Consider the following 25,351-nt stretch of genomic DNA (forward strand, 5'->3'; position numbering starts at 1 on the left):
ATCACGACCTCCGAGAACGTCATCTACACAGCCACCTGCATGCTGCTCCTGCACCGCCTCGGAACACAGCGATCATGACTTTTCAGACACCCTCTGATGGCCAAAGGGTTCGTGGAGATTCGTGCCGTCAGCCACCTGGCGGAGCGCGCGTTGGTCGATGGGAAGATTGATACGGCGCTGAGGCATCTGGAGCACATGCGCATGATCGCCGACGTGTGTCACAACCTGCCGGGCGATTTTCTGCCCAAGAGGCGCAAGGCCCGCGAGCGGAAGGCCATCAAGAGTCTCCGATTCCACCTACGGGAACTCGATCCCGACGATCGTGCCGCCCAGTGGGTCGCGGAACACCTGGAAAGTGCGGGGTTCGACTACGTTCGTGTTCTTCGCGATCGGATCAAATGGAAGCACGCTCGGTAACGGCGTCACCGAGCGTGTCTGAAGCTATCGCCCAGCCTGCGCGTGGGCGTTGCGCTTGTCGTCGGGGGAGACGTGGGCGTAGATGTCACGGACGGTCTGAGGCGGTACGTCGAGGTTGAGCAGTAACGTCACGCAGGTGTGCCAGTGCCCGTGAGGCGGTCGGTTCCTGGCGCCCTTGAGTACCGTACGGCCTGGGCACGGTCAGGCCGCTTGGGCGCCGGGATCTTGACCAGCTTGGTCGCGTTGCGGGGGATGGCCTCCTCACGCACCGTGGGTTCCAGGGCGTTCCGGAGTACGGCGTACGCGGACTGGATCATGCGCATCGAGAGCCACTCGCAGCGAATGAGCACCCCGCGCGCGGTCCTCAGGAGGCCAGGAACACCTCTCTCAGATGCCACTCCAAGGCGTCGCGATCGGGGTGGTCATGCCGCTCATCGGGCAGAGCGATCACGGCTCCGGCACGCTGATAGAACTCGTCGCCATCGCCGAACCGTTCTCGCAGATGGGGGCTGACACATAGCCGGTATTCCGCATCAATGCCCAGATAGCCACGATCAAACAGCGTGTGTACGTCCGAGCGCAACAGGATGCCGTTGTCCAGGCGATGCTGACCGCCGGAGGAGACCGGGCGGATGTGAGCGGCTTGGAGGGCAGGGAGAATTCTGCTGCCGGTGATCGCGCATCGCCGGTGGTAGGCGTTGAGGACGACCGCTTGGAAAGCCCCCTGTCCGAGGCGTTGGGGAACCAGCCGGGGATCGCCGAAGACCGGGCCTTCGCGCCGCCATGGTTGGGTGAGATCGTTCTCGACATGGCGGGTGCCGAGCAGGCGGGCAACCAGTTCGTGAAAGTAGTCGGCCTCGGGAGCTGCCAGGTCGTAGCTCTTGCCTTGAACGATGTTGGGGGCGAAGTCGGGAGGAGCCGGAGCGGGAGGGTCGAAGAAGCGAGTGTCTCGGAGCAAGACGCAGCCGATGACAGGGTCTTCACCCTCGGATATAGGTTGCTTGCGGTACTGGCTGATCCGCTGTCTCATCTGCTCCATGTCGGCAGCACCGTTGGCCTCACCGAATATCTGCCAGGCCTCGGAGAGAGGCAGCGGCTCGAAGGCGGCGAAGAGGCCGCCGCCAACCACGCGGTTGTACGGGCCGCGGCGCACTACTCGCTTGTCCTCGTGATGGGTTTTGAAGAAGAACGGCTCTCCGGGCTTGAGCGCGCGGAACCGCATGCCTCCCGATGGACGCCAGAAGTTGGCTTCGGTCAAGGCCGGGCGGTCTGCGAGGAATCGGTACCAGTTGCCGTCAGTGACTCCGACATATGCGCGCATGCAGTGAATTGTGCATCCGGATGATCATCATCGGTAGCCCTGCTGACATATCCAGCACGTCATCACAGGCCCTACGTCGCCTCGCTGAAGCCGCAGACGAACTCGCCTTCTCCGCTGCCGTAGCGGCCGACGCCGTGAAGGCGTCTGGGTGACGGTGATGCCTTCATCGGGGAACAGGAGATCGCGACCTCCTCGTGGCTACCAGGAAGAAGCTCTCGGTCGGCCGTAGGTCACATTCGCGGAAGCGGTGTACAGCAGCACCGTCTTACAGACGGTATCTGCCGTCTCACCAGGCCATAAGACTCGTGACGAGGCATCTGCCCTTCCCTGCCGGAGTGGCTCAAGCCGACCAGCGCCATCGGTCGAGGTCGTCCCATTCCGCTTCGAGGGCGGCGGCGAGTTGGCCACCGAAGGTGACGGTTCCCTCATGGGAGGCGAACGCGATCCAGGTGAGCGTGTCATCGCTCCACACGCCCTCAGCGCCGGTGTACTGGGGTTCGAACAGCTCTACGTCTACGAGGTAGTCCGCGCCGTACTCGCGTAGCTCTGTCACGCGACCGCCGTCCATCTCGATCAGTGCGGTGCGCACCTGGGCGAGTCCCTGCTCGTCCCATATCGATGCCTCCGTCAGCACGAGCACGTCGGGCGGGATCGGCCCGGCGAGCATCGGGTGCCATGACCTGCCCTCAAGCCCCCACCGCTGCTGCAGCTGTTCTTGCCGTTCGGCCGACTCGGCGGGCGTCAACACGCGTCGGTACGGCAGCGGCTCCACCCGAAGGCCGTCCCGCGTAACCCAGCCTTGCAGGGTCGACTGGAACAGGTGGCGTTCCTCAGCCATGACCTTGGCCGCCGCCTCGTTGGACTCCGGCTGGGTGAACGGGGACTGGGCCGTGTCGGCCGCTTCCGCCAGAGCGTCGACGAGGGCGGAGAACTCGGGCAGGTGGTCTGGGTCAAGCCGCTCGACCTGTTCCAGGATCGCTGCGACCACGTTGTAGCGAGGGAAGATGCGCCAGGCTTCGGGACTGTAGTTGTAGCCGTCCACCGCTCGCCCCCGGTTGGGCAGTTCACCGTACCTGTCAGCCAACTCGTCGTAGCGCCCCATCAGATACCGGCGCGCCGCCACGTGCAGTGTCACCGAGTCCATGCCACAGAATCCCATGATCTAGCTGCGCCGCGCTCTCATGCCGGGCATAGGCGCATGGAGGTGATCACATGCCGGCTACCGTCTACACTCCTCTGGCCACGGTCTCTGGTATCCAAGCCGGGTGATTGGTCCGCCTGAAAAGCGGAAGGTCGGCGGTTCGAGCCTGTCCCTGGCCACAGCAGCTGGGCGGTATGGAAGCTTCGAATGGTTGTTGTTCGGGGATTTTGATCTTCGGTGACAGCAACGTTGGCTCGTACGCCTTGGCGAGCGGCCGAAGCCGTACGCGAGGAGTGCTTCGCCTGAATGGACAGCATCACCGTCATCGTCGCAGGTAGGTCAGGACGGCCTGGACTCGTTTGTGTACGAGGTCGTTGTCGCTCAGGCCCAGTTTTGCGAACACGCGGTTGATGTGTTTGGCGACTGCGGCGTCGCTGATGACGAGTTCTGCGGCGATCGCCGTGTTCGTTTTGCCTTCGGCCATGAGTGCCAGCACTTCTGTTTCGCGTGGCGTGAGTTGTTCGATGCAACTGCGCCGTCGTAGCAGTTGACGGACGACGTGTGGGTCGATCACCTCGCGGCCGCCTCCCGCGACGGTTTCGAGTGCGGCGAGGAAATCCTCGACGTTGCCGACGCGGTCTTTGAGGAGGTAGCCGATCCCGCCGTTGCCGGAGGAGATCAGGTCGGCTGCTTCCCGACCGGAGACGATCTGGGAGAGCACGAGGATGTGCGCGTCCGGGTTCTCGCGGCGTAACGTGCGTGCGGCCTTGATGCCTTCGTCGCTGTGGGTTGGAGGCATGCGGACATCGACGATGGACAGATCCGGCTCGTGGGTGCGGACGGCGTCGAGGAGTTGTTCCGCGTCTCCCACGCATGCGACAACCCGGTGCCCGGCGGCGTTCAGCAGCGTGGCGAGACCTTCGCGGAGCAGAACGGAGTCTTCGGCGATCACGATGCGCATGGCACCTCCATGCTCACAAGGGTGGGCCCTCCGGCGGGGCTGTGGAGACGGACGCTGCCGCCCAGGGTCTCGATGCGGTCGACGACACCGACCAACCCGGTGCCGTGATCTGGTGACGCTCCGCCGCGTCCGTTGTCCTCGACGGTGACGAGCAGGGTCTTCTGGGGAGTAGGGGCGACACTGAGGGTCATCGTGGTGGCTTCGCTGTGCCTGGTGACGTTGGTGACGAGCTCGCTGATGGCGAAGTACAGCCCGACCTCGACGTCTGGATCCAGATCCGCCGGGACGGTGAGCTGGACATGGGTGGTGAGTCCGACGTGTTCGGTACGGGAGACCAGTTCGTTGAGCGCTTCGGCGAGGTCGTGCTCGCGCAGTGCCGATGGGTAGATGCCGTGCACGATCTCCCGCAGTTCGTCGACGGCACGCTGGGCGTCGGCACTCGCCTGTTCGAGGAGAGGCTCGATGTCTTTCCCGCGACGCAGCTGGTACCTCATCATTCCCAATGTCATGACCAGGGACGTGAGGCGCTGCTGGGCGCCGTCGTGCAGGTCGCGTTCGATTCGCCGTCGTTCCTCGTCGAACGCGGAGCTGATGCGGGCACGTGAGCGGGTCACATCGACGAGTCGTTCGGTCAGCTGGATCGACGGCTCACTGATGAGAAGCCGGCACAGGTACCGCTGGCCCTCGGCCACGAGGGTCACGAGATAGAGGCCGGCGACGAGCAGGACGACACCCAGCAGCACGAACCCGAGCTGCGCGATCGGGTTCTCGTTGACCGTCGAGGTCGGCAGATCCGACACCGTGGTGACGGCATCGGGATCGACGCCCAGGGCGAGGATCACGAACAGCGCGGTGCTGGTGGCGATCATGATTGCCGGAGCGAGCAGGACGACTGTGGTCACGGCGAAACTCAGCATCGACAGCGGGATCAGCAGCACGCCGTACAGCAGCTCGGTCCAGGTCGCCCGTTCGCTGAGGCGCAGACGCACCCAGCCGCCGAGCCCGTCCGAGGTGTAGGGGAGATGCGGGTCGGGTATCGGGCGGTGATCGACCCACCGAAGGCGCCATCGTTCGATGTGGCCGAGGGGAAGCCCCGCTAGGGCCAGCGCCGGCCAGGAGACGAACAGCCAGATGCCCGCCACTACCGGAGTGGAAGCCAGGTAGGCCAGTGACCTCCACGGCCACGAGGTCCCCAGTAGCCGGACCGGGTGCCGACGCAGCGCGTTCCCCGGCGCGTCGGCCAGCGGCCGAGCGGACACACCGATCGGCGGGGTGGGACTGGTCACGTTGTCCTTCTGGAGCATGTTTTCAGCGTGTCGCCTCCAGTGCGCCTACCTTCATGGCGGTTCGAGCCGGTGCGAGAGTTCCAACGGCGGCAGCCAGGTACGCGCAGGCGACGATCGCGACGAAGGCGGAGCCGACGAAGGGCAGCCAGATCGTATCGGTGAGCAGGTACCCGTATCCGATCATGGTCACCGTGGCGATCGCGCTGCCGGCGACAACCGCGGTGGTGGCGACCAGGAGGGATTCGACCAGAAGCGACCTGGCGATCTGAGAGCGTCGCGCGCCGGCCAGTCGGAGCAGGGCGAACTCGCGGCGACGTGACATGGTGGAGCCGATCAGGACGTTGACGGCCGACACTCCCGCGTAACCGCCGAGGAGCACCACCACCATCTGGATGATCCAGTTGTCCCCGCTCGCCTGTGTGGCCACCTGCGCCAGATGCCCGTCGCGGTCTGTGGCCTGCGCGCCGGGGGCGACGGAGGCCAGTTTGTCGTTGATCGCCGCCAGAGCCGCTTCCTGGTCGGCTCCGGGCTTGAACGCGACGTAGACGGCCGAGGCGTAAGGCTCCAGCAGGTGCGGGGCGAGCTTTGAGACCGGCAGGACCATGTCACTGACCCCCATAAGGTCGCGGTAGATGGTGCTCAGCACCGCACTGCCCGGAGTTCCGTCCGGGTAGAGGAAGGTGACGGTGCCGCCGATCCGCCACTGCTTCTCCTCGGCCACGATCTGTGACACGCCGATGCTGTGCTCGCCGAAATTCGCCCAACTCCCTGAGATGACGTCGTAGGCGAGTACCTCGCCGAATCCGTCTGGGTCCACACCAGTGACGGTTCCGTTGGACCGCATCGTCGACGGGGTGTCGATCACCAGACGCGAGGAGATGCTTGCCGACGCCGTCGCGACGCTCGGCGCCTGTTCGATTGCGTTGACCGCGCTGAGCGGTACACCGAGCTGGACCCCGCCGGATACGACGGCATCAGCGGTCACCTGCTCGGCGTAGACCTGGGCTCGCGCCTGGTAGTTCGCGCTGTCCTGGAACATCAGCACCGCACTGACGGCGACCAGCAATGTCAGGGGAACCGACACCCCGGCCGCTCGACGCAGGTCGGAACGGATCGATCGCTCGGCGACGAACCCCTCGAACCGGCGACGCAGAAACGAGCCGAGCGGTGTCAGCACGCCGCGTAGCAGGTGCGGCCCCAACAGGACTGCCGCTCCGATGAACAGCAAGAACGCGGTCATCACCAGCAGCAGCGCGACCGCGCCACCCGCCGTCGCCACTGGACCGCCTATGGCGAACGCTCCCGCCGTACAGCCCGCGGCCGTCGTCAACAAGACCCAGCCGAAGACCGATCGTCCACCTCCGGCGTGACCGGTGGGGACATCGGACTCTCGCAGCGCTTCCAGCGGTGCGATACGCGTGGCGCGACGAGCGGGAAGCCAAGCCGCCACGAGCGCCGCCCCCACGGCTGCGCCGATCCCTATCAGCAAGGCGAACGGTTCAGCGGACACCGCGGCGCCCCGGGCCATCAGTCCTTGCGCGACGAAGAACCGTCGCGCCACGTCGGCCAGAGCGATTCCGGCTCCGGTGCCGAGAACCCCGCCGAAAGCTCCAATGAAGAACGCCTCCCAGGTGACCAGGCGTCGGAGCAACCGTGGCCTGGTCCCCACGACGCGCAGCATCGCCAGCTCGCGGCGCCGTTGTCCGATCGAGACGGTGAGCGTGCTGGAGATGACGAACATCGCGATCGTCAGAGCCAGGAACGCGATGACCATCAGGAACTGACCGGAGCCACCGGCGAGCTCGGCCTGGCGCAGGTCAAGTTGGAGGCTGCCCGCTCGCGACCTGCCAGTGATCACCTCAAGTCCGGGGACGGCGGCTTGGAGCGCCGCGGTGTCCGTTGTCGACACCAGTGCCATGACGGGTGCACCGCCGAACCGTGAGGCGGCCCCGCCGTCGAAGAACAGCGCGTGCTCGAACTGCTCGCTCGCGCGCCGGGCGATGCCGCTGACCGTGAACTTCTCGGTACCGGTGGCGAGCTGGATCCGTACCTCGTCACCCACACTGACACCGCCAGCCGTGGCGACGGACTCGTCCACCACGACATCGCGGGCGGTCGCGGGTTCTCTGCTCTTGACGACCGAGGCGCCATCGGCGATCGCGGTCGACCAAGGGTGTCCCCAGGAGCGGGTGAAGGCGTCGCCGATCACCGTGCTGTCCGAATTCACGAGATAAGCAGGAAAAGGCGGCTCCAGATCGACGGAGGCCACTCCCGGGGCGTCGCGAACGGCGTCGATCTGGGCAGGGCTGAGCCGGGGCATGGACGGTAGGTCAAGTTTGAGGCCGCTGTTGAGCGTCACGCTCGCCGGTGGTTTGACCACCGCATCGACGGCATCGAACCGCCAACTCGTCACGCTTGCCGCGCCCTGCCGTTCCTGGGCTCCCGCGATCAGCAGGGTCGCCGTGACCAGCGCCGAGCCCACGACGACCGAGAGCAGCGCTGCCAGGATTGCGAGCTTGCGTGCCGCCAGGCTGCGCCAGGCAATCGTGATCACGTCGCTACCCTCGCCAGGATGTCCTCGGCCGACGGGTTTCTCGTCTCCGCCTCCACCCGACCGTCCCGCAGGAAGACGACCCGGTGGGTATGCGCCGCGGCGGCGGGGTCGTGCGTCACCATCACGATGGTCTGCCCGAGCTGTTCGACGGCCAGCCGCAGAAAACGCAGCACCTCCCCGCCGGTGTGTGAGTCCAGGTTGCCCGTCGGCTCATCGGCGAAGACGACGGTGGGACGGTGCGCCAGCGCCCGGGCGATCGCCACCCGTTGCTGCTGGCCGCCGGACAACTCACTTGGGCGATGCCGCAGGCGGTCACCCAGATCGAGCACCTGCACCAGATGCTCCACCCACCGCCTATCCACCGGGCGCCCACCGATGCGCTCGCTCAACGTGATGTTCTCTTCGGCCGTCAACGTCGGAACCAGGTTGAACGCCTGGAACACGAACCCGAGATGGTCACGGCGCAGCGTCGTCAACTGTGCTTCGGACAGGCGTGCGAGGTCGCTCCCGCCGATGACCACCGAGCCGGATGTCGGCCGCTCCAGGCCGGCGAGGCAGTGCAACAACGTCGACTTGCCCGACCCCGAAGGCCCCATGATCGACGTGAACCGCTCAGCCTCGAACCCCACCGTCACCCGGTCCAGGGCGGTGACGGCGGTGCCGTACCGGCCGAACGCCTTCGACAGTTGCGAGGCGAAGACCACGGGCACGCTGCCCGGGGCCGCGGATGGGGAAGCTGGCGGCGAGCTCGTCATGGGTCAATCCCACGCCGCGAGCCACCCTCGCGACAAGGAAGCCGTCCACCGTCTTCGTGGTAACGCTGGCGTTACCCCTCTCGCGCACGATGTCGCCGGGATCGGTGGAGCTGGTAAAGGGACAAACTGGTGCGAGGCATACAACTTGGGGCCTTGCCGTGCTCCCTGTGGGGGTGAATGAGAACTATCGTGACTTACATGGAAAACTCCCCTATGCGTAGGGACTCCCAGACGTCGCACCTGCGCGCCTCGGACAGCAACAGGGAGCAGGTCGCCGCCCTGCTCGGTGAGGCTCTGAGCACCGGTCAGCTGGGCTACGAGGAGTACTCGGAGCGCCTGGACAGCCTCTACAAGGTCAAGACGGTGGGGGAGCTTGAGGTCCTCACCCAGGATCTGCAGGTCGAGCGGAGCCGTCCGGCCGCGAGCCCGGTGTCCTACGCTCCCGGTGCCAGCTCCGAGCCCGAGAACATCATCGCCATCTTCAGCGGTACCGAGCGCAAGGGCCGTTGGCGGGTACGGCGAAAGACCAGGGCGCTGGCCATCTTCGGTGGGATGCGGTTCGACCTGACCGACGCCGAGTTCGAGGCGAAGGAGATCGAGATCACGGTCAACGCCTTCTTCGGCGGGGCCGAGATCGTCGTGCCCGAAGGGGTGGAGGTGCGCTGCCAGGGCGTGGGCATCTTCGGCGGCTTCGACGTGCACGGCGGCGGGGACATCGACCCGTCGGCACCGGTGGTCGTGGTGAAGGGCCTGGCGGTGTTCGGCGGAGTGGGCGGCAAGGCCCAGCGCCGACGCGAGCGCTGAGCGACGCGCCCGGGCATCAGGGTTCGGCGAGTCGTTGTACGGCCCGGGCCTGCCTACCGGTCGAAACGATGAGGCGTCCGTCTGTCCCGCTCTGGATGGCCTTGGTAGCGACGCACAGCCGGGAAAGTAGCCGCCATGCCAGCGCGGCCGGCTCTGAGCATTGGTCAAAGGCGGTACGGCGAGGCCGAGCAGCGGGCGCCGTGGGGGCGGTGGCCTGACAGGTCCCCCGGTTTCGCCGGGGGGCGACTTGAGTGGAGATCAGCGCAGGGCGCGGAAGAAGGACCTGAGGTCGGCGATGAGGAGGTCGGGGGCGGTGTGGGCGGCGAAGTGGCTGCCGGTTTCGTAGACGTTCCAGGACACGATGTTCTTGTGGTCGCGTTCGGCGAACGGGCGGATCGACGGGAAGTCTCCCGCGAAGTTCGCCAGGCCGAGGGGTACGGTCGTGGGTTCGGTCGGCCTGTCGGTGGTGTGGAAGTCCTCGTAGTAGAGGCGGGCGGCCGAGGCGGCCGTGTTGGTGAGCCAGTAGATCGTCGTGTTGGTCAGCACGTAGTCGGGGTCGAGGATCGGGCCGAGCAGCTGCGCGTTCCAGCCGAGCTGTCCCACAGGTGAGTCGGCCAGCGCGTGGGCCAGGGTCTGCGGCGCGGTGGACTGCAGCTTGTCGTAGGCGCCGCCGTTCACCAGCCACCACTGCAGGAACTCGACCTTCCCCCGGTCCTCCTCCGACAGGGCGGCCAGCTCGGCCGGGTCGCCAGAGGGGAAGGAGAAGACCTGGGTGACGTGCACGCCGATGACGTGCTCGGGGTCGTGGCGGCCGACCTCGGGGGAGATGAGCGAACCGGCGTCGTTGCCGTGCACGCCGTACCGGTCGTAGCCGAGGCGGTGCATCAGCTCGGCCCACGCCCTGGCGACGCGGTAGCGGTTCCAGCCCCGCTCGGTGGTCGGGCCGGAGAAGGCGAAGCCGGGGATCGACGGGATGACCAGGTGGAACGCGTCGGCCGGGTCGCCGCCGTGGGCGCGCGGGTCGCTCAGCCGGTCGATCATGTCGAGATACTCGACGACCGTGGTCGGCCAGCCGTGCGTGAGCAGCAGTGGCGTCGCGTCAGGCTCGGGAGAGCGGACGTGCATGAAGTGGATGTTCTGCCCGTCGATGGTCGTGGTGAACTGCGGGTGGGCGTTGAGCCTCGCCTCCCACGCACGCCAGTCGTAGCCGTCGCGCCAGCGCTGGACGAGGCTCCGCAGATACTCCAGCGAGACGCCGTAGTCGGTGCCCGCGCCGGGAAGCTCGTCGGCCCAGCGGACCCGGGCCAGGCGGTTGTTCAGCTCGTCCAGGTCGGCCTGCGGGATGTCGATGTGGAATTCGCGGATCTCGTTCATGTCCCCAACTCTGCCGGAGCATTAGGATGAGTCCCTTCCTAATTGACGGAGAACCTTGGGTCATGTTGGAAACCTCGGCCCGCCTGCTGCGGCTGCTCTCCCTGCTGCAGACGGCGCGCGACTGGACCGGTAGCGAACTCGCCGAACGGCTCGGGGTGAGCGGGCGGACCGTCCGCGCCGACGTGGAACGGCTGCGCACCCTCGGCTACCCGGTGCTGGCCACGCGCGGTGCCGTCGGCGGCTACCGGCTCGGCGCCGGGGCGGCCCTGCCCCCGCTGCTGCTCGACGACGAGGAGGCGGTCGCCGTCACGGTCGGCCTGCGTACCGCGACCGGTGGCGCCGTCGCGGGCATCGAGGAGGCGTCCCTGCGGGCGCTGGCGAAGCTGGAGCAGGTGCTGCCCTCCCGGCTGCGGCACCGGGTCAACGCCCTGCAGACCTACACGGTGCCGGTTCCCCGCGACGACACCGCCCCCGGCGTCGACCCCTCGCTCCTGACCACGCTGGCCGCCGTCTGCCGCGATCGGGAACGGCTCAGGTTCGACTACCACGACCATTCCGGTACGGCGGGCACGCGCGATGTCGAGCCGTACCGGCTGGTCAACTGGGGGCGGCGGTGGTATCTGCTGGCGTGGGACGTCGGGCGGGACGACTGGCGCACCTTCCGCGTGGACCGGATGCGTCCACGGATCCCGACCGGTCCCCGGTTCACGCCTCGGGAGCTGCCGGAGGACGTCGCCGCCTACGTGTCGCGCCGGGTGTCGGCGGCGGCCTGGCGCTACCGGGCGAGGGTCACCGTGCATGCGGCCGCCGAGGTCGTCGCCGAGCGGATCAACCCGGCGGTCGGGACGGTCGAGCGGGTGGACGAGCGCACCTGCGTCCTGCACACCGGCGCCGACACGGTCGAGACCCTCGGCGTCTATCTGGGCCTGCTCGGCGAGGAGTTCGAGGTAACGGAGCCCCCGGAACTCGTCGAGCACCTGCGCCGCCTGGCGGAGCGCTACGCACGGGCGACCGGCTGAGGGACAAGGCCATCGTTCGCGAAGGTGCTCTGGGTGTGGGCGTCTCGTCGGGTGAAGGGACGGGACCGTCGTCTACCAGGGTGTTGTGAGGCGTCTCGTTGGATGACTAGAGCATCGGGGCCGGGGTGGTGTGGGTGAGGCCGCCGTCGACGAGGATGTCCTGGCCGGTGATGTAGGACGCCTCGTCGGAGGCCAGGAAGGCGACCACGGCGGCCACTTCCTCGGCGGTGCCGACGCGGCCGGCGGTGATGGAGGCGGCGACGGCGGCGCGGGCTTCGGGGGAGACCTCGCCGCGGAACGCCGGGGTGTCGATGGTGCCCGGGCTCACGGAGTTGACCCGGATGCGCCGGGGCGCCAGTTCGGCCGCGAGGGTCCGGGTCAGGTTGTGCGCCGCGGCCTTGGTCGCCGAGTAGAGCGCGGTGCCGGGGGTTCCCCGGTGCAGGGCGAACGAGGCGTTGATCACGATCGCTCCTTCGTCGGACAGCAGCGGGAGCGTCTTCTGGACGGTGAAGAACGCCGCCTTGAAGTTGACGTCCACGACCCGGTGGAACTCGGCCTCGGTGACGTCGCCGAAGGACTGGAACGCGCCGACGCCCGCGTTGGCGAACACCACGTCCAGCCGGTCGTACCGGTCGTGGATGGTCGAGGCCAGGGTCTCCAGGTCGGCGAGGTCCGCCGCGTCGCCGGGCACCCCGAGCGCCCGGTCCCCAAGACTCGTGACGGCGGTGTCGAGCCGTACCTTGTCGCGGCCCGTGACGACGACCCGGGCGCCTTCGGCGAGCAGGCGGTGCGCGGTGGCCAGGCCCATACCGCTGGTGCCGCCGGTGATCAGGGCGATCTTTCCCAAGAAGCGTGTCATGGGGTCAGCGTGCCGGTACGGCGCGCGGGCATACAGTGCGTGTTTGTCGTGGGTGTGGCACCACCAGGCTCAGACGAGGGTGGGGCGGGGGTTGTAGAGCACGAGGTGCAGGTCGGGACGGTCGGCGATCGTGAGGGTCGTCGTGTCGAAGAACAGCTCACCATCCTGGGGATGGCGCAGGGCGTTGACGGCCTGGGCGGGGACGCCGACCTCGTGGCGCTCCCACAGTTCGGCGAATTCGGGACTGACGGCACTGAGATCGGTGACCACCCGCTCGAAGCCGAGGTCGCCGGGGAAACGGGCCCAGTCGGCGCGGTAGGCGGCCACGACGGCGGGGGCGGCCGAGAGCCACGTCTCGCGCATGGCCAGATAGCGGGGGTTGGTGAAGAACGTGACCAGGCAGTTGTGGACGGCGTCGTCGGTGAACTCGAAGACGTTCCGCGCCGTGTCGTTGAACGCCAGCACGTCCCAGTGCCGGTTCCGTAGCACGGCGGGCCGTCCCTCCCACCCGTCGAGCAGGTGGCGCAGCTCGGGGGAGGGCCGGTCAGAACCAGAACTGGGCGGCGGGTTGAGACCGGCCAGGGAGTAGAGGTGTGCCCGTTCGGGTTCGCCAAGGCGCAGGGCTTCGGCGATCGCGTCGAGCACGTCGGTCGAGACGGTGATGTCACGACCCTGTTCGAGCCAGGTGTACCAGGACACCCCGACCCCGGCCAGCATCGCGACCTCCTCGCGCCGCAGCCCGGGGGTCCGGCGCCGTCCGGCCGTGGGGATACCGACGTCGCCGGGGGTGAGCCGGGCCCGGCGGGCGCGCAGGAAGTCGCGCAGCCGTTCGCGGCGCCGGGTGGACTCGCTGGTCATGGCCCCACGGTAACCCTCTGGTCCACAGGGTTCAGCGGAAGGCCATGGCGTTGCGCTCGGCCCAGGCGGCGAAGGGGTTGGCGGGGCGGCCGAGGACGTGTTCGATGTCGGGGCTGACGCGCAGCTCGGCGGGGGTCGGCCTGCCGATGATGTCCAGGGTGGTCTCGGCGACGGGCTCCGGCATGAACGTCAGCATCCGCGCGAGGGCCTCCTCCCCGGTCAGCTCGGTGAACCGTACGGCCTCGCCGATCGCCGCGCCGATCGCCTCGGCCTGCTGCCTGGGGGTGACGAGGGCGGGGCCGGTCAGTTCGTAGCTCCGGCCCGCGTGACCGTCCTGGAGCAGGGCCGCCGCGGCGACCTCGGCGATGTCGTCGGGATCGACGAGCGGCAGGCCGACGTCGCCGGACGGCGCGGCGACGGTCCGCAGGGCGCGGACGGGCTCGGCGTGGGCATAGGCGTTGGAAGCGAAGCCGCTGGGCCGCAGGATCGTCCACTCCAGGCCGGAGCGCAGGACGGCGTCCTCGATGGACTTCCCGAGGAGCCCGTGGGAGAGCGAGTCGGGACGGGTGACGACTCCCAGGGAGGACAGCAGCACGACCCGTCGGACTCCGGCGGCTACGGCGTCGGCGAGGAGGTCGCCGACGACGGCGCCCGCGTCGCCGGTCGCCGCTATGAGGTCACCGCCGACCAGCAGGAACAGCGCGTCGGCGCCGTCGAGGGCCGGGCGTACGCTGGCCGGGTCGGCCAGGTCGGCGGCGAGGGCCGTGACGCCCTCGGGCACGTCGGACGCGGTGATCTTCCGCGAGACGGCCGTCACCCGCTCGCCCGCCTGGCTGAGCAGCCGCACCAGCGGGCGTCCGACGTTACCGGTTGCTCCCGTTACAACGATCATTTCCGTCTCCTGTTTGTTAGTTAGTCGTATGACTTAGTTAGACCGTAGCACAGGTCGGCTATGGTTAGTCAGGTGACTGACTCAAAGAGATACCGGGGGAGCGACAAGCGGCGGCAGCTCATGGCCGCGGCCGCCCAGGTCCTGCACCGGCAGGGGGTGGAGCGCACCACCATCGCCGACATCGCCAACGCCGCCGAGGTTCCCGTGGGGAACGTGTACTACTACTTCAAGACCAAGGACGCGCTGGTCCAGGCGGCCCTGGCCGAGCACGCCGGGCACCTGGAGCGGCTCACCGGCGAGCTCGACAAGCTCCCCGGCCCGCGCGAGCGCCTCAGGGCCCTGGTCGGAGGGTGGATCGACCAGCGCGAGGTCGCGGCGAGGTACGGCTGCCCGACCGGCACCCTGGCCGTCGAGCTCGACAAGCGCGAGGAGGGAGGCATGGACCTGGAGGCGGGCAGGGTCATCCGGCTGCTGCTCGACTGGGCCGAGGGGCAGTTCCGCGAGCTGGGATGCCCCGAGCCCGGCGACCTCGCGCTCACGTTCGTCGGCGCCTACCAGGGGATGTCACTGCTGGCCAACGCCCTGCGCGACCCGGAGATCATGGTCCGCGAGGGAAACCGCCTCCTGACCTGGCTCGACTCCCTGCCCGGTGCTCAGGAGCTGAGATAGCACGGTACGGCCAGGGCCCGGACTCGACTTCCTGCCCGGTGCTCACAAACCCAGGCGGCGCGGTACGGCCAGGACCCGCGGGTCCGCGAGGGGAACCGTCTTCCCCGGTGTTCAGGAGCCGAGGTAGCGCGGTACGGCCAGGACCCGGGCCGTCTCCTGGCCTGGCTCGATGTGCTTTATAAACCCAGGTGGCGCGGTACGGCCAAGCCCCGGGCTCGGCTCCCTGCCCGGTGCTCAGGAGCCGAGGTAGTGCGGTACGGCCAGGACCCGGGCCGTCTCCTGGCCTGGTTCGATGTGCTTCATAAGCTCAGGTGGCGCGGTACGGCCAAGGCCCGGGCTCGATTCCCTGCCTGGTGTTCAGGAGCCCAGGTAGCGCAGTACGGCCAGGACCCGGCGGCTGTAGCCGGTGGTGTGTGACAGTTCGAGTTTGTCGAACAGGGCGTTGACGTGCTTCTCGACCGCGCTCTGCGACACGTGCAGCGTCTGGGCGATCGAGGCGTTGGTCAGGCCCTGCGCCATCAGCTCAAGCACCTGCCGTTCCCGCGCGGTCAGTTTGGTCAGCGGGTCGGCGTGGCTGGTGCGCGCGAGCAGTTGCCGTACCACCTCGGGGTCGAAGGCCGTCCCCCCGGCCCCGACGCGGTCGAGTGCCTCAAGGAAGTCGCTGACCTGGGCCACCCGGTCCTTGAGGAGGTAGCCGACGCCCTCGATGTCGCCGCTCATCAGCTCGGTGGCGTACTTCTTCTCCACGTACTGCGACAGCACCAGCACCCTGACGTCGGGCCGGAGCCGCCTGATCTCCAGGGCCGCGCGCAGGCCCTCGTCGGTGTGGGTCGGCGGCATCCGGACGTCGGCGACCACGGCGTCGACGTCCGTCCCGGCCTGCAAGACGGCCTCGACCAGGGCCTCGCCGTCGCCGACCGCGGCGAGGACCTCGTGGCCCTCCTCGGCGAGCAGCCGTACCAGACCCTCTCTGAGCAGGGTCGAGTCCTCGGCCAGGATCACCCGCACGGCAGCTCGGCCATGATCACGGTCGGCCCGCCGTACGGGCTGCTCACGGTGAGGCGGCCGTCGAGCGCGGCCACCCGGCCCGCCAGCCCGGACAGACCGTCACCCGTCGCGTCGGCCCCGCCGACACCGTCGTCTCGCACGCGCACGACGACCATCGTGCCGTACCCGTGGACCTCGACGGTGACCAGGCCCGCCCCCGAGTGCTTGTCGGCGTTGGTCACCGCCTCGCTGACCACGAAGTAGGCAGCCGTCTCGACAGTCGAGGGCAGCCGTCCGGGCAGCTCGCAGACGACCTTGACCGGAACCGCGGCGCGTTCGGCAACCCCGGCGAGCGCCTCGGAGAGCCCCAGGGAGTCGAGCGCGGAGGGGTAGACCCGCCAGGCCACCTCGCGAAGCTCGGTCAGCGCCTGCTGGGCCTGCTCGTGGAGCTGTTCGAGCAGCTCGGTCCGCCCCCTGCGGGCCCGTCCCGCCAGCATCGACAGCGCGACCAGCCGTTGCTGCACCCCGTCGTGCAGGTCACGCTCGATCCTGCGCCGCTCCGAGTCGACCGCGGCCAGCGCCCCCGCCCTGCTCTCGGTCAGCTCGGTGATCCTGCGCCGCAGCGCCTCCGTCGGGTCGGGAGCGAGCATCCGTACGGCCAGCCGCCGTTCGAGCGCGTCCACCCCGGCCAGGCCGGACAGGTCGAGGAAGAGCAGGACGATCCCGCCCAGGCAGATGTAGGCGACCAGCGGCGGGGTCGGCATCATGCCGTCGAACGGCAGGCCCCTGCCCCACGACCACGCCAGGGCGGCGGCCGTGGCCACGCCGCACCCGAGCAGGAAGACCACCAGGCCGCCGAGCACGCCGACCGGAGCCCTGGCAGCGAGGTAGCGCGTCTCGCTCCCGCCCCGCGGGGTGAGGTCGAGACCGAGCCGCCGGGTTTCGAGTACGGCAAGCCGCCTGGCCGCCGCCCGAACCCGGGGCCGTCCCGGGAACGGCAGCGTGACCAGCACGAAGAGCAGGCCGACCAGGGCCGTGAACGTGCCGAGGACCACCGCCCCGAGCAGCCGGAGCCCCCTAACCACGGGCCGCATGCCGCCCCTTGTACCGCTCGTTGAGCCGGAGAGCGACGAAGACGAGCACGGCCAGCGCGACCACGGCGATCACCACGTTGGTGCCGAAGCTGACATAGGGCTCGACCAGGGACCAGTTCTCCCCGAGGAGATATCCGGCCAGCACGAAGACGGTGTTCCAGATGAGGCTGCCCGCGGCGGTCAGGGCCGTGAAGACGCCGAGCGGCATGCGTTCGACCCCGGCCGGGATCGAGATCAGGCTGCGGAAGATCGGGATCATCCTGCCGAGGAACACGGTCTTGCGGCCGTGCCTGAGGAACCACGCCTCCGTCTTGTCGATGTCGGCGACCTTCAGCAGCGGGACGCGCGCGGCCAGGGCCAGGACGCGCTCGCGGCCGAGCATCGCGCCGATCCAGTACAGCGCGAGCGCGCCGACCACCGAGCCGGTCGTGGTCCACAGCAGCACGCCCAGCAGGTTCATCTCACCCCGGGAGGAGGCGAAGCCCGCCAGCGGCAGGATCACCTCGCTCGGGATGGGAGGGAAGAGATTCTCCATCGCGACCGCGAATCCGGCCCCCGGCGCGCCGAGGCTTTCCATCAGTTCAACCAGCCAATCCGTCATGTCCGGCAGGTTATGAACGCACAGGATATGGCCACCATGAGGCGTGTGACCGTTTCAGGCTGTGGAAAACCACACCTGCGGGAAACCACAGCGAGGTTCGGGCAGCCGCCTCATGTCGCGGGGGCGGCGGCAGTACCTACCGTCGCCGACCATGTCCACAAAACCGAAGTTGGCCGTCCTCGCCGTCCTGGTCATGGTGATCGTGCTGACCGCGATGGCCGACAGCACCATGCAACCCCTGCCCGCCTCGGCGCCCACCGGGGAGTTCAGCGCGGAACGCGCCCTGGGCCACCTGAGGGAGTTCGCCACCGAACCACGGCCCGTCGGCAGCCCGGCGGGTGACCGGGCCAGGGACTATCTGGCCGGGAAACTGAGGGCCGAGGGCCTCCAGGTCGAGGTCCAGCGGGCCGTGGGAGCCCGTCCGGCCTCGGGGCTGGCGACGTTCGGCCAGGTCGACAATGTCGTGGCCAAGCTCCCCGGGACCGACCCGACGGGCACGGTGCTCATCGCCGCCCACTACGACTCGGCGGCGATGGGGCCGGGCGCCTCGGACGACGGTACGGCGGTGGCCGCGATGATCGAGACGGTCAGGGCGCTGCGCGCGGGAACCGGCCCACGCAACGACGTCGTGCTGCTGATGTCGGACGGCGAGGAGGACGGCGTGCTCGGCGCCGAGGCGTTCGTCAGGCGACACCCGCTCGGCCGGGGCGGCGGGGTGCTGCTGAACTGGGAGGCCAGGGGAGTGCGCGGCCCCTCGCTGATGTTCGAGACATCGAGGAACAACGCCCGGCTGGTCGAGATGTTCGCCGGTGCCGTCCCCGCCCCGCGCGGCGACTCCTCGATGGTCGAGCTGTACCGGCTGCTGCCCAACAACACCGACTTCACCCCGCTGACCAGGGCCGGGTTCACCGGCATGAACTTCGCCTACATCAGGGGTTCCTCGCTCTACCACACCGCCGGGGACTCCATCGCGAACCTCGACCCCGGCAGCCTGCAGCACCACGGCTCCAACATGCTCGCGATGACCCGCGCCCTGGGCGGCACCGACCTGCGGACGCTGACCTCCGACCACGACGTCACCTACTTCCGCGCCTTCGGCGTCATGATCACCTACCCGGACACGGCCGTCCTGCCGCTGGCGGTGCTGGCCCTGCTGGCGGTGATCGCCCTGGTGGTGTACGGCAGGGCACGGCGGCTGCTGACCCTTCCCCGGCTGGCGGTCGCGACGGTCTCGGCCGTCCTGCCGCTGGTCGTGTCGGTCGTGCTGGCCCAGGGGCTGTGGGAACTGCTGGTCGGCCTGCGGCCCGCCTACGACACGATGGGCGGTCTTCTGCACCGGCCGTTGGCCTTCGAAGGGTCGATCGCGGCGCTGTCCGCGTTCGCGGTGCTCTGCTGGTATCTGTCGCTGCGCCGCAGGCTCGGCCCGGTCGCGCTGGCGGCGGGCGGGCTGTTCTGGCTGGCCGGGCTTGGCGCGCTGTGCGCCTGGTTCGCCCCGGGAGCGGCATTTTTGTTCACCCTGCCCGCGCTGACGGGCGCGCTCGGCGCGCTCGCGGCCCTCGTGACCGGCGCACCGGCCTGGGTGCGGGTGGCCGCGACGACGCTGGGACCGGTCACGGCCGGGGCGCTGCTGCCCTCCCTGGCCTGGAACGTCTTCGACGGGATGGGCCTGGCGCTCGGCGGGGTCGGCGCGCTGGTGCTGGCACTGTTCTGGCTGGGTGTCTCGCCGCTCGCCGAACCGCTCAAGCCGAGCCGCGCCGTACCGTTGACCGCCGCCGTCCTGGCTCTCGTCCTGGTCGGGGTGGGGCTGGTCACGGACGGGTTCGACGCCGGGCGGCCGGGCCGTACGCACCTGGCGTATGTCATGGACGCCGACACGCGCGCCGCGCGCTGGGTCAGCGCGGACCCCGAGCCCGCCGAGTGGACGCGGCGGTACGTCACCGGCCGTGACGTGACGGCGCTGCCGCCCGGCTACGCGCGGGGTTCCCTGTGGACCGGGCCCGCCCCGGCGATCACGGCGGACGGCCCGAGGGTCGCCGTCTCGGCCTACGACGGCACCACGCTCAGAATGCGGGTGACCGCGGGCAGGGGCGCCCGTTCCGTGACGCTGCGGCTGGACCGCCCGATCACCTGGGCGGGAGTGTCCGCGGGCCGGTTCGGTCAGGCGAACGTGCCCGTCACCGGCGAGCGCGCGGGCACCTGGCCCGGCGAGATCCGCTTCCGTGGCATTCCCGCCCAAGGAGTCCAGGTCACCGTACGGCTCACGCCCGCGGAGCAGGTCCGCGTCATCGCGATCTCCGAGACCGACGGCCTGTCCAGGGTGCCCGGGTTCGTGCCCAGACCCGGCGAACTGGTCGCGGCGACGAGGGAGGACGGCGACCTCGTCGCGATCACTCGCGGCTACACGCTGCGCCCTGGCTCACGCGATGAGGGCGCGCGGTGAGGTGGTCGTGGCTGATGTCAGGGCCAGGAGCGCGCCCGTGAGGAAGGCGCCGGAGGCGATCAGGGCGGCGGGGTGGAGGCCGGGGACGGTGCTGAACAGGGCGACGCCCACGGCGTTGCCGATCTGCCTGGCGACGTTGAACACCGCCGAGGCGACGCCCGCGCTGTCGTCGGGTACGGCCTGCACGATGGCGGCGGTCGCGGCGGGGACGGTGGCCGGGGTCGCCAGGCCCGTGATGACCAGGGCGGGCAGCAACTGCCAGTAGGGGGTGCCCGGCCCGGCGAGCAGCCAGCCGAGGAAACCGGCCGCCCCCAGCAGCAGCGCCCCGGCCATCGGGAGGCGGGGGCCGTAACGGGCGGTCAGGCGGCCGGAGAGCGGGGCGGCGAACACCGCCGTGCACACGGTCGGCACCAGCGCGATCCCGGTGCCGAGGGCGCCGTAGCCGCGCTCGTTCTGGAAGTACAGCGTGGCCAGGTAGAGCATGCCGTAGTAGCCGAGGTTGAGCAGCACCCCGATCGCGGCGGCCTGGGAGAAACCGGGGGAGCGGAAGAGCGAGGGCGGCAGCAGGGCTCCGGGGCGCCGTTCGACCAGGACGAACAGCCCGAGCGCGACGACCCCCACCCCGAGGGCCGTGAGCACCGGCGGTGACGTCCAGCCCCGGGTTCCGGCCTCGTTGAGCGTGGCCGCGAGCGCGGTCAGGCCGACGACGCCGAGGACCTGCCCGACGGGGTCGAGCCCACATCTGACGGTATGGGTCGCGGGGACGTGCCGAAGGGTGAGCCACCCGGCCATGAGCGCGACCGGCACGTTGATCCAGAACGCGGCCCGCCAGCTCAGCCCGGCCACCAGGAGACCGCCGACCAGGGGACCCGCGGCGAAGGCGACCCCGGCGACGCCGCCCCACACCCCGATCGCCCTGGCCCTGGCCGTACGAGAAGGGTGGGCGGCGGCCAGCAGCGCCAGCGACGTCGGCACCAGCAGCGCCCCGCCGACACCCTGGAGCATCCTCGCCGCGACCAGCGGCAGGGGAGCCGTCGCGAACCCGCAACCGAGGGAGGCGACGGTGAACACGCCGAGCCCGGTCAGGAGGACCCCGCGGTGCCCGAGCCGGTCGCCGAGACCGCCGCCGAGCAGCAGCAGGCCCGCGAAGACCGTGCTGTATCCGTCGACGACCCACGCCAGGGCCGAGGCGTCGGTGTGGACGGACTCCCCGATGGCCGGGACGGCGACGTTGACGACGGTGACGTCGAGCATGACCAGGAAGTAGCCGAGGCTCAGCGCCACGAGCGGTTTGGGGAGACTCATGACCGTATGGTCTGGCGGGGTCGCTTAGTCATCTCCCTAACCGTCGTTGTACGTTCGGGCCGTGGACCAGCCGCGACGGGACCCGGACATCGCCCGCGCCGCGCGCCTGCTCGCCGGCGCCTCCCGCGCCCGCATGCTCAAGGCGCTCGCCGACGGCCGCCCGCTGACCACGAGCGACCTTGCCGAGGAGGCCGGGGTCAGCCTGGCGACGGCGAGTGTGCACCTGCGGCAGTTGACCGAGGCCGGACTGGTCGTCGGCGAGCAGCGCGGGCGGCACCACCGGCACCGGCTCGCCGGTCCCGAGGTCGTCACCGCCCTTGAGGCGCTCGCGGTCATCGCCCCGCCCCTCCCGGCCCCGGTCGCCTCGCTGCGGGTCAGCACCAGGGAGAACGCCCTGCGCAGGTCACGCACCTGCTACGACCACCTCGCCGGTTCCCTCGGGGTCGGGCTCATGGAGACCTTCGTCAGCCGGGGACTGCTGAGGCCGGAGGGCGCGCGGGGAACCGACCTGCCCGCGACCTACGGCCGGGCCGTGGAGTATCACCTGACCGAGGCGGGCGGGGAGGTCTTCGGCGGCTTCGGCATCGACCTCGACCGCCTGCGCGCCGGTCGGCGCCCGGTGGTGCTCTACTGCGTCGACTGGAGCGAGCGGCGCCACCACCTCGCCGGGAGCCTGGGCGCGGCGCTCACCGCCCGCCTGTTCGCCCTCGGCTGGCTGCGGTACGGCGTCTCGCCCCGGGTCGTCCACCTCACGGAACCGGGCAAACGGGGCCTCGCGGCCACCTTCTCCTACGAACTCGCCGACTGACCGCTCCTCCGAGTGCGCGCCGTACGGCATGCCAACCTTCTGGTACATTCGTACAGGTACATTTGTACTAGAAAAGGGGGCAGAGATGGCACAGGCGAAGCGGGACCCCGAGGGGCGTCGCCGGGCGATCATCGAGGCCGCGGCCGAGCTTCTCGTCGAGGACGGCGGAGCCGAGCTGACCCATCGGCGGGCGGCCGAGCGCGCCGGGGTGCCGCTCGGGGCCACGACCTACTACTTCTCCTCCCTCGACGAGCTTCGCGAGGAGGCCCTGCGGCACCTGGCCGAGCACATCGAGGGCGACCTGAGGGAGACCGAGGAGGGGCTCGCGGCGGGCATGTCCAAGTCGGAGACGCTGGCGGAGATGCTGCACGCCTACATGAGCGACCAGGCGCGGGTCCGGGCGGACGCGGCGCTCTTCGTCGCCGCGGTCCGGCATCCGGCGCTGCGGCCCCTGGCGCGGCGCTGGTCGGACGGCCTGGCCGAGGTGCTGTCCGCCCACACCGACATGGAGACCGCGCGGGCGCTTTCGCTGTTCGCCGACGGGGTGTCCGTGCACGCGATCCTGCACGACGAGCCCGTCGACGCGGCCTTCGTGACCGAGATGGCCACCCGCCTCCTGAGGGAGGGTGGCGAGTGAGCACCGTCGACCGTGCCAAGGAGATCCAGGAGGGGGCCGCGTGGCGGCGCTGGGCGGCCCTGGCGGTGCTGTCGGGCAGCCTCCTGGCGATCGGGATCGACCTGACCGTGCTGAACGTCGCGCTCCCCGAGATGGCGGCCGACCTGCGGCCCTCGGCGGCCCAGCAACTGTGGATCGTGGACGTGTACTCCCTGGTCCTGGCCGGGCTGCTGGTGACGATGAGCGCGCTGGCCGACCGGTGGGGCCGCAAGCGGATGCTGCTGACCGGGTTCGGGGTCTTCGGCCTGGCCTCGCTGCTGGTGCTGGCCGCCGACACCGCGGAGGCGGTGATCGCCGTGCGGGCGCTGCTCGGCGTCGGCGGGGCGATGATCATGCCGACGACACTCTCGATGATCCGTACGGTGTTCACCGATCCGGCCGAGCGGGCCAAGGCGCTGGGCGTGTGGGCGGCGGTCTCCTCGGGAGGCGTGGCGTTCGGGCCGATCATCGGCGGGCTGCTGCTTGAGCGCTTCTCCTGGCACGCGGCGTTCCTGCTGAACGTGCCGCTGGCCCTCACGGGACTGGTAGCCGGGATCTGGCTGCTGCCCGAGGCCCGCGCGGCACGGCCCGGCAGGCTGGACCCGCTGGCGACCGGCCTGTCGATCGCGGGCATGGTCGCGCTGGTGTGGGCGATCAAGGACCTGGCCAAGCACTTCTCCGCCGACGGCCTGGCCAACCCCCTCGCCTGGACGGTCCTGGTGCTGGCGATCATGACGCTGACCTGGTTCGTGGTGCGCTGCCTGCGCCGTCCCGATCCGCTGCTTGACGTGCGCCTGTTCGGCAGCCGGGCCTTCACCGCCTCGGTCATGGCCGCGCTGACGGCGATGCTCGCGATGTCGGCGGCGCTGCTGCTGGTCGCCCAGTGGCTGCAACTGGTCGAGGGGCACTCGCCGCTGATGGCGGGGGTGCTACTGCTGCCGCTGGCGGCGGGCGCGGCCGTCGTCTCCCCGCTCGCGCCCGCGCTGGCCACCAGGATCGGCGCCCGCACGGTGCTGGCGGCGGGCCTCGGGGTGTCCGCGGCCGGGTTCCTGCTGCTGCCGCTGGCCCCGCAGCCCCTGGCCTACCCGTGGGTCGCCGTGGTGCTTGCGCTGCAGGGGGCCGCGATGGGGTCGCTGGCGGTGGCCTCGGTGGTCATCATGTCGAGCAGCCCGCAGGAGAAGGCGGGCAGCGCCGCGGCCATCGAGGAGACCTCCTACGACCTGGGCAGCGTCCTGGGCGTGGCGATCCTGGGCAGCGTGGCCGCCGTCGTCTACCGCTCCCACCTGGGGGCGGCCGACTCCGACCCGGCGGGAGAGTCGCTGGGGGCGGCGCTGGAGATCGCCACGAGGAACGGCGCCGTGGAGCTCGCCGTACGGGCACAGGAGGCCTTCACCACCTCCCTGGCCCAGGTCGGGCTGATCAGCGGCCTGATCATGCTCGGGATCACCGTCGCGGTCTTCACCCTGACCCCCCGCGACCTGGAGTTGACGGGTGGACACTCGGGTCCTGACGCGCCGGAGGATACGGACGTCCCGTTGAGATCCACGTGACCGGGGACGGCGGGTGCGTGCCGTGACCGGCCGCTGATCCACGCGGAGGGCGTCACCGGTACGGCACGCGGGAGCCGTACCGGCGACACACCCGTCAGGCGGGCCTGAGCAGCGCGGGAACCTCGACCAGGTTCCGTACGGCGGGCAGCCCGTCAGGGCCGGGAGCCCCCGCCCGGTTCAGCCCGGCGGCCGTCGCTGCGGCGGCGTCCACGTCGTGCCGGTCGCCGACGTAGGCCACCCGCTCGGGAGGCAGCCCGATCGCCGCGCAGGCCGCGTGGAAGATCTCCGCCCGCGGCTTGGCGACGCCGACCTCGCTCGATGTGACCAGCACGGGCAGCGCCGTACCGAGCCCGACGCGTTCGACCTTCTTCCGCTGCTGCGCGGCGTCCCCGTTGGTGATGATCCCGAGCCGGAGCGGCTCCCCGGCGGACGCGGCCAGTGCCGCCAGGCAGGGCGCGACGTCGGGGAAGGCGCGCCAGGCGGCCTCGTAGTGCCGCAGGTAGCCCGTGAACCAGGCGTCCGCCCGCGGCGCCTCCCAGGATCCCAGGCCGAGTTCGGCGAAGAGGGTTGTCACCCGCAGACGGCGCTGCCCGGTGAAGGTGAGCTCACCGGCGAGATAGCGGTCCATGGCGTGGTGTTCGAGCTCCGACCAGCGGCGCCGCGCCGCCTCGTGGTCGACGCCGGGGCCCGCGGTCTCGGTGAGCGCCGCCGTGAACGCCGCGGCCGTGTCGTGGTCGAACAGGAGTCCCTCGACGTTCCGGTTCTGTGTCACCTGGTCGGACCTTAGCCGTGAACAGGAGCTTTCCACGATTTCCTGAGGGACGGGACGATCCCCTGATTAGCCTGCCCAGATTCTCCAACGAATCTCTCCATAAAGTTGTATTTCAGGTATGTCATATGGACGGGAGATCGCGTCTTTTGTGTTTTTCGATCACCTTGGCAAACGCGAAGTGCTAAAAATGGCCTTCTATGAGAATCTTCCGGCGCCGGAAAGGCGGACG

The 25,351-nt window shown here is 69.7% G+C and carries 24 protein-coding genes; 8 read left to right on the forward strand and 16 right to left on the reverse strand.

What is annotated here, in order from left to right:
- The first annotated feature begins 96 nt into the window (after nt 1-96).
- The gene (locus FHS44_RS38080) at nt 97-417 is read left to right on the forward strand and encodes an HAD family hydrolase (protein WP_184725085.1); all 321 of its coding nucleotides are present in this window, start codon (nt 97-99) and stop codon (nt 415-417) included.
- A 128-nt stretch (nt 418-545) separates the two neighbouring features.
- Here FHS44_RS38080 and FHS44_RS38085 read toward each other — a convergent pair whose 3' ends face one another.
- From FHS44_RS38085 to FHS44_RS38115, 7 genes are all read right to left on the reverse strand, one after another.
- Complete coding sequence (locus FHS44_RS38085) at nt 546-767, reverse strand: hypothetical protein (RefSeq protein ID WP_184725087.1); 222 nt, start codon at nt 765-767, stop codon at nt 546-548.
- A 14-nt stretch (nt 768-781) separates the two neighbouring features.
- Entirely contained in the window at nt 782-1,738 is a 957-nt protein-coding gene (locus FHS44_RS38090; RefSeq protein WP_184725089.1) for an HNH endonuclease, read from the reverse strand.
- 340 nt (nt 1,739-2,078) lie between these two features.
- Nucleotides 2,079-2,873 (reverse strand): hypothetical protein, encoded by a 795-nt coding sequence (locus FHS44_RS38095; RefSeq protein ID WP_184725091.1) that lies wholly within the window; start codon nt 2,871-2,873, stop codon nt 2,079-2,081.
- A gap of 328 nt (nt 2,874-3,201) precedes the next feature.
- Complete coding sequence (locus FHS44_RS38100; RefSeq protein WP_184725093.1) at nt 3,202-3,840, reverse strand: response regulator transcription factor; 639 nt, start codon at nt 3,838-3,840, stop codon at nt 3,202-3,204.
- The gene (locus tag FHS44_RS38105; protein WP_184725095.1) at nt 3,828-5,144 is read right to left on the reverse strand and encodes a sensor histidine kinase; all 1,317 of its coding nucleotides are present in this window, start codon (nt 5,142-5,144) and stop codon (nt 3,828-3,830) included. The genes FHS44_RS38100 and FHS44_RS38105 overlap by 13 nt, the downstream gene beginning before the upstream one ends.
- 4 nt (nt 5,145-5,148) lie before the next feature.
- Nucleotides 5,149-7,680 (reverse strand): FtsX-like permease family protein, encoded by a 2,532-nt coding sequence (locus FHS44_RS38110; protein WP_184725097.1) that lies wholly within the window; start codon nt 7,678-7,680, stop codon nt 5,149-5,151.
- The gene (locus FHS44_RS38115; protein ID WP_184725099.1) at nt 7,677-8,435 is read right to left on the reverse strand and encodes an ABC transporter ATP-binding protein; all 759 of its coding nucleotides are present in this window, start codon (nt 8,433-8,435) and stop codon (nt 7,677-7,679) included. Before FHS44_RS38115 ends, FHS44_RS38110 begins: the two co-directional genes overlap by 4 nt.
- Nucleotides 8,436-8,633: 198 nt before the next feature.
- Between FHS44_RS38115 and FHS44_RS38120 the strand changes: the two genes are divergently transcribed.
- Nucleotides 8,634-9,239: a DUF1707 SHOCT-like domain-containing protein gene (locus FHS44_RS38120; RefSeq protein ID WP_184725101.1), complete on the forward strand. Its 606-nt coding sequence runs from the start codon at nt 8,634-8,636 to the stop codon at nt 9,237-9,239.
- A gap of 258 nt (nt 9,240-9,497) precedes the next feature.
- Here the strand turns inward: FHS44_RS38120 and FHS44_RS38125 are convergent, their stop codons facing one another.
- Nucleotides 9,498-10,613 (reverse strand): epoxide hydrolase family protein, encoded by a 1,116-nt coding sequence (locus FHS44_RS38125; protein ID WP_184725103.1) that lies wholly within the window; start codon nt 10,611-10,613, stop codon nt 9,498-9,500.
- 62 nt (nt 10,614-10,675) lie between these two features.
- Here FHS44_RS38125 and FHS44_RS38130 point away from each other — a divergent pair, with 62 nt between their 5' ends.
- Nucleotides 10,676-11,632, forward strand: coding sequence for a helix-turn-helix transcriptional regulator (locus FHS44_RS38130; RefSeq protein WP_184725105.1), 957 nt, complete (start codon nt 10,676-10,678; stop codon nt 11,630-11,632).
- 106 nt (nt 11,633-11,738) lie between these two features.
- Here FHS44_RS38130 and FHS44_RS38135 read toward each other — a convergent pair whose 3' ends face one another.
- From FHS44_RS38135 to FHS44_RS38145, 3 genes are all read right to left on the reverse strand, one after another.
- A complete protein-coding gene (locus FHS44_RS38135; RefSeq protein WP_184725107.1) occupies nt 11,739-12,491 on the reverse strand; it encodes a glucose 1-dehydrogenase in 753 nt (250 codons plus the stop codon).
- A gap of 69 nt (nt 12,492-12,560) precedes the next feature.
- Nucleotides 12,561-13,349 carry a helix-turn-helix transcriptional regulator gene (locus FHS44_RS38140; protein ID WP_184725109.1) on the reverse strand — a complete coding sequence of 263 codons (789 nt, stop codon included), beginning with the start codon at nt 13,347-13,349 and terminating at the stop codon, nt 12,561-12,563.
- A 31-nt stretch (nt 13,350-13,380) separates the two neighbouring features.
- The gene (locus FHS44_RS38145; protein ID WP_184725111.1) at nt 13,381-14,241 is read right to left on the reverse strand and encodes an SDR family oxidoreductase; all 861 of its coding nucleotides are present in this window, start codon (nt 14,239-14,241) and stop codon (nt 13,381-13,383) included.
- Nucleotides 14,242-14,313: 72 nt separating this feature from the next.
- On the opposite strand from FHS44_RS38145, the gene FHS44_RS38150 reads away from it, so the two are divergent.
- Nucleotides 14,314-14,910 (forward strand): TetR/AcrR family transcriptional regulator, encoded by a 597-nt coding sequence (locus FHS44_RS38150; RefSeq protein ID WP_312863985.1) that lies wholly within the window; start codon nt 14,314-14,316, stop codon nt 14,908-14,910.
- A 357-nt stretch (nt 14,911-15,267) separates the two neighbouring features.
- Here the strand turns inward: FHS44_RS38150 and FHS44_RS38155 are convergent, their stop codons facing one another.
- Genes FHS44_RS38155 through FHS44_RS38165 form a run of 3 tightly spaced genes read right to left on the reverse strand, consistent with a single transcriptional unit; the run spans nt 15,268 to nt 17,592 of the window.
- A complete protein-coding gene (locus FHS44_RS38155) occupies nt 15,268-15,918 on the reverse strand; it encodes a LuxR C-terminal-related transcriptional regulator (protein ID WP_184725113.1) in 651 nt (216 codons plus the stop codon).
- Nucleotides 15,909-16,991 carry a sensor histidine kinase gene (locus FHS44_RS38160; protein WP_184725115.1) on the reverse strand — a complete coding sequence of 361 codons (1,083 nt, stop codon included), beginning with the start codon at nt 16,989-16,991 and terminating at the stop codon, nt 15,909-15,911. Before FHS44_RS38160 ends, FHS44_RS38155 begins: the two co-directional genes overlap by 10 nt.
- Entirely contained in the window at nt 16,975-17,592 is a 618-nt protein-coding gene (locus FHS44_RS38165) for a DedA family protein (RefSeq protein ID WP_184725117.1), read from the reverse strand. Before FHS44_RS38165 ends, FHS44_RS38160 begins: the two co-directional genes overlap by 17 nt.
- A 151-nt stretch (nt 17,593-17,743) precedes the next feature.
- Here FHS44_RS38165 and FHS44_RS38170 point away from each other — a divergent pair, with 151 nt between their 5' ends.
- Complete coding sequence (locus FHS44_RS38170; RefSeq protein ID WP_246436688.1) at nt 17,744-20,032, forward strand: M28 family peptidase; 2,289 nt, start codon at nt 17,744-17,746, stop codon at nt 20,030-20,032.
- Here FHS44_RS38170 and FHS44_RS38175 read toward each other — a convergent pair.
- Nucleotides 20,009-21,337 (reverse strand): MFS transporter, encoded by a 1,329-nt coding sequence (locus FHS44_RS38175; protein ID WP_184725120.1) that lies wholly within the window; start codon nt 21,335-21,337, stop codon nt 20,009-20,011. The genes FHS44_RS38170 and FHS44_RS38175 overlap by 24 nt on opposite strands.
- Before the next feature lie 61 nt (nt 21,338-21,398).
- Between FHS44_RS38175 and FHS44_RS38180 the strand changes: the two genes are divergently transcribed.
- From FHS44_RS38180 to FHS44_RS38190, 3 genes are all read left to right on the forward strand, one after another.
- A complete protein-coding gene (locus FHS44_RS38180) occupies nt 21,399-22,145 on the forward strand; it encodes an ArsR/SmtB family transcription factor (RefSeq protein WP_312863986.1) in 747 nt (248 codons plus the stop codon).
- 85 nt (nt 22,146-22,230) lie between these two features.
- The gene (locus tag FHS44_RS38185) at nt 22,231-22,782 is read left to right on the forward strand and encodes a TetR/AcrR family transcriptional regulator (RefSeq protein WP_184725122.1); all 552 of its coding nucleotides are present in this window, start codon (nt 22,231-22,233) and stop codon (nt 22,780-22,782) included.
- A 23-nt stretch (nt 22,783-22,805) separates the two neighbouring features.
- A complete protein-coding gene (locus FHS44_RS38190) occupies nt 22,806-24,350 on the forward strand; it encodes an MFS transporter (RefSeq protein WP_312863994.1) in 1,545 nt (514 codons plus the stop codon).
- 94 nt (nt 24,351-24,444) lie between these two features.
- Here FHS44_RS38190 and FHS44_RS38195 read toward each other — a convergent pair whose 3' ends face one another.
- Nucleotides 24,445-25,122, reverse strand: coding sequence for an HAD family hydrolase (locus FHS44_RS38195; RefSeq protein ID WP_184725124.1), 678 nt, complete (start codon nt 25,120-25,122; stop codon nt 24,445-24,447).
- Between the last annotated feature and the right edge of the window lie 229 nt (nt 25,123-25,351).

This window comes from Streptosporangium saharense, from assembly GCF_014203715.1.
In the GTDB taxonomy this organism is placed as follows: Bacteria; Actinomycetota; Actinomycetes; order Streptosporangiales; family Streptosporangiaceae; genus Streptosporangium; species Streptosporangium saharense.

What these genes read in the sequence shown, in the direction of transcription:
- FHS44_RS38080 (WP_184725085.1), top strand. Translation starts at nt 97, where the DNA reads ATGGCCAAAGGGTTCGTGGAGATTCGTGCCGTCAGCCACCTGGCGGAG.
- FHS44_RS38090 (WP_184725089.1), bottom strand. Translation starts at nt 1,738, where the DNA reads ATGCGCGCATATGTCGGAGTCACTGACGGCAACTGGTACCGATTCCTC.
- FHS44_RS38100 (WP_184725093.1), bottom strand. Translation starts at nt 3,840, where the DNA reads ATGCGCATCGTGATCGCCGAAGACTCCGTTCTGCTCCGCGAAGGTCTC.
- FHS44_RS38105 (WP_184725095.1), bottom strand. Translation starts at nt 5,144, where the DNA reads ATGCTCCAGAAGGACAACGTGACCAGTCCCACCCCGCCGATCGGTGTG.
- FHS44_RS38115 (WP_184725099.1), bottom strand. Translation starts at nt 8,435, where the DNA reads ATGACGAGCTCGCCGCCAGCTTCCCCATCCGCGGCCCCGGGCAGCGTG.
- FHS44_RS38120 (WP_184725101.1), top strand. Translation starts at nt 8,634, where the DNA reads ATGGAAAACTCCCCTATGCGTAGGGACTCCCAGACGTCGCACCTGCGC.
- FHS44_RS38125 (WP_184725103.1), bottom strand. Translation starts at nt 10,613, where the DNA reads ATGAACGAGATCCGCGAATTCCACATCGACATCCCGCAGGCCGACCTG.
- FHS44_RS38130 (WP_184725105.1), top strand. Translation starts at nt 10,676, where the DNA reads ATGTTGGAAACCTCGGCCCGCCTGCTGCGGCTGCTCTCCCTGCTGCAG.
- FHS44_RS38135 (WP_184725107.1), bottom strand. Translation starts at nt 12,491, where the DNA reads ATGACACGCTTCTTGGGAAAGATCGCCCTGATCACCGGCGGCACCAGC.
- FHS44_RS38140 (WP_184725109.1), bottom strand. Translation starts at nt 13,349, where the DNA reads ATGACCAGCGAGTCCACCCGGCGCCGCGAACGGCTGCGCGACTTCCTG.
- FHS44_RS38145 (WP_184725111.1), bottom strand. Translation starts at nt 14,241, where the DNA reads ATGATCGTTGTAACGGGAGCAACCGGTAACGTCGGACGCCCGCTGGTG.
- FHS44_RS38160 (WP_184725115.1), bottom strand. Translation starts at nt 16,991, where the DNA reads ATGCGGCCCGTGGTTAGGGGGCTCCGGCTGCTCGGGGCGGTGGTCCTC.
- FHS44_RS38165 (WP_184725117.1), bottom strand. Translation starts at nt 17,592, where the DNA reads ATGACGGATTGGCTGGTTGAACTGATGGAAAGCCTCGGCGCGCCGGGG.
- FHS44_RS38170 (WP_246436688.1), top strand. Translation starts at nt 17,744, where the DNA reads ATGTCCACAAAACCGAAGTTGGCCGTCCTCGCCGTCCTGGTCATGGTG.
- FHS44_RS38175 (WP_184725120.1), bottom strand. Translation starts at nt 21,337, where the DNA reads ATGAGTCTCCCCAAACCGCTCGTGGCGCTGAGCCTCGGCTACTTCCTG.
- FHS44_RS38185 (WP_184725122.1), top strand. Translation starts at nt 22,231, where the DNA reads ATGGCACAGGCGAAGCGGGACCCCGAGGGGCGTCGCCGGGCGATCATC.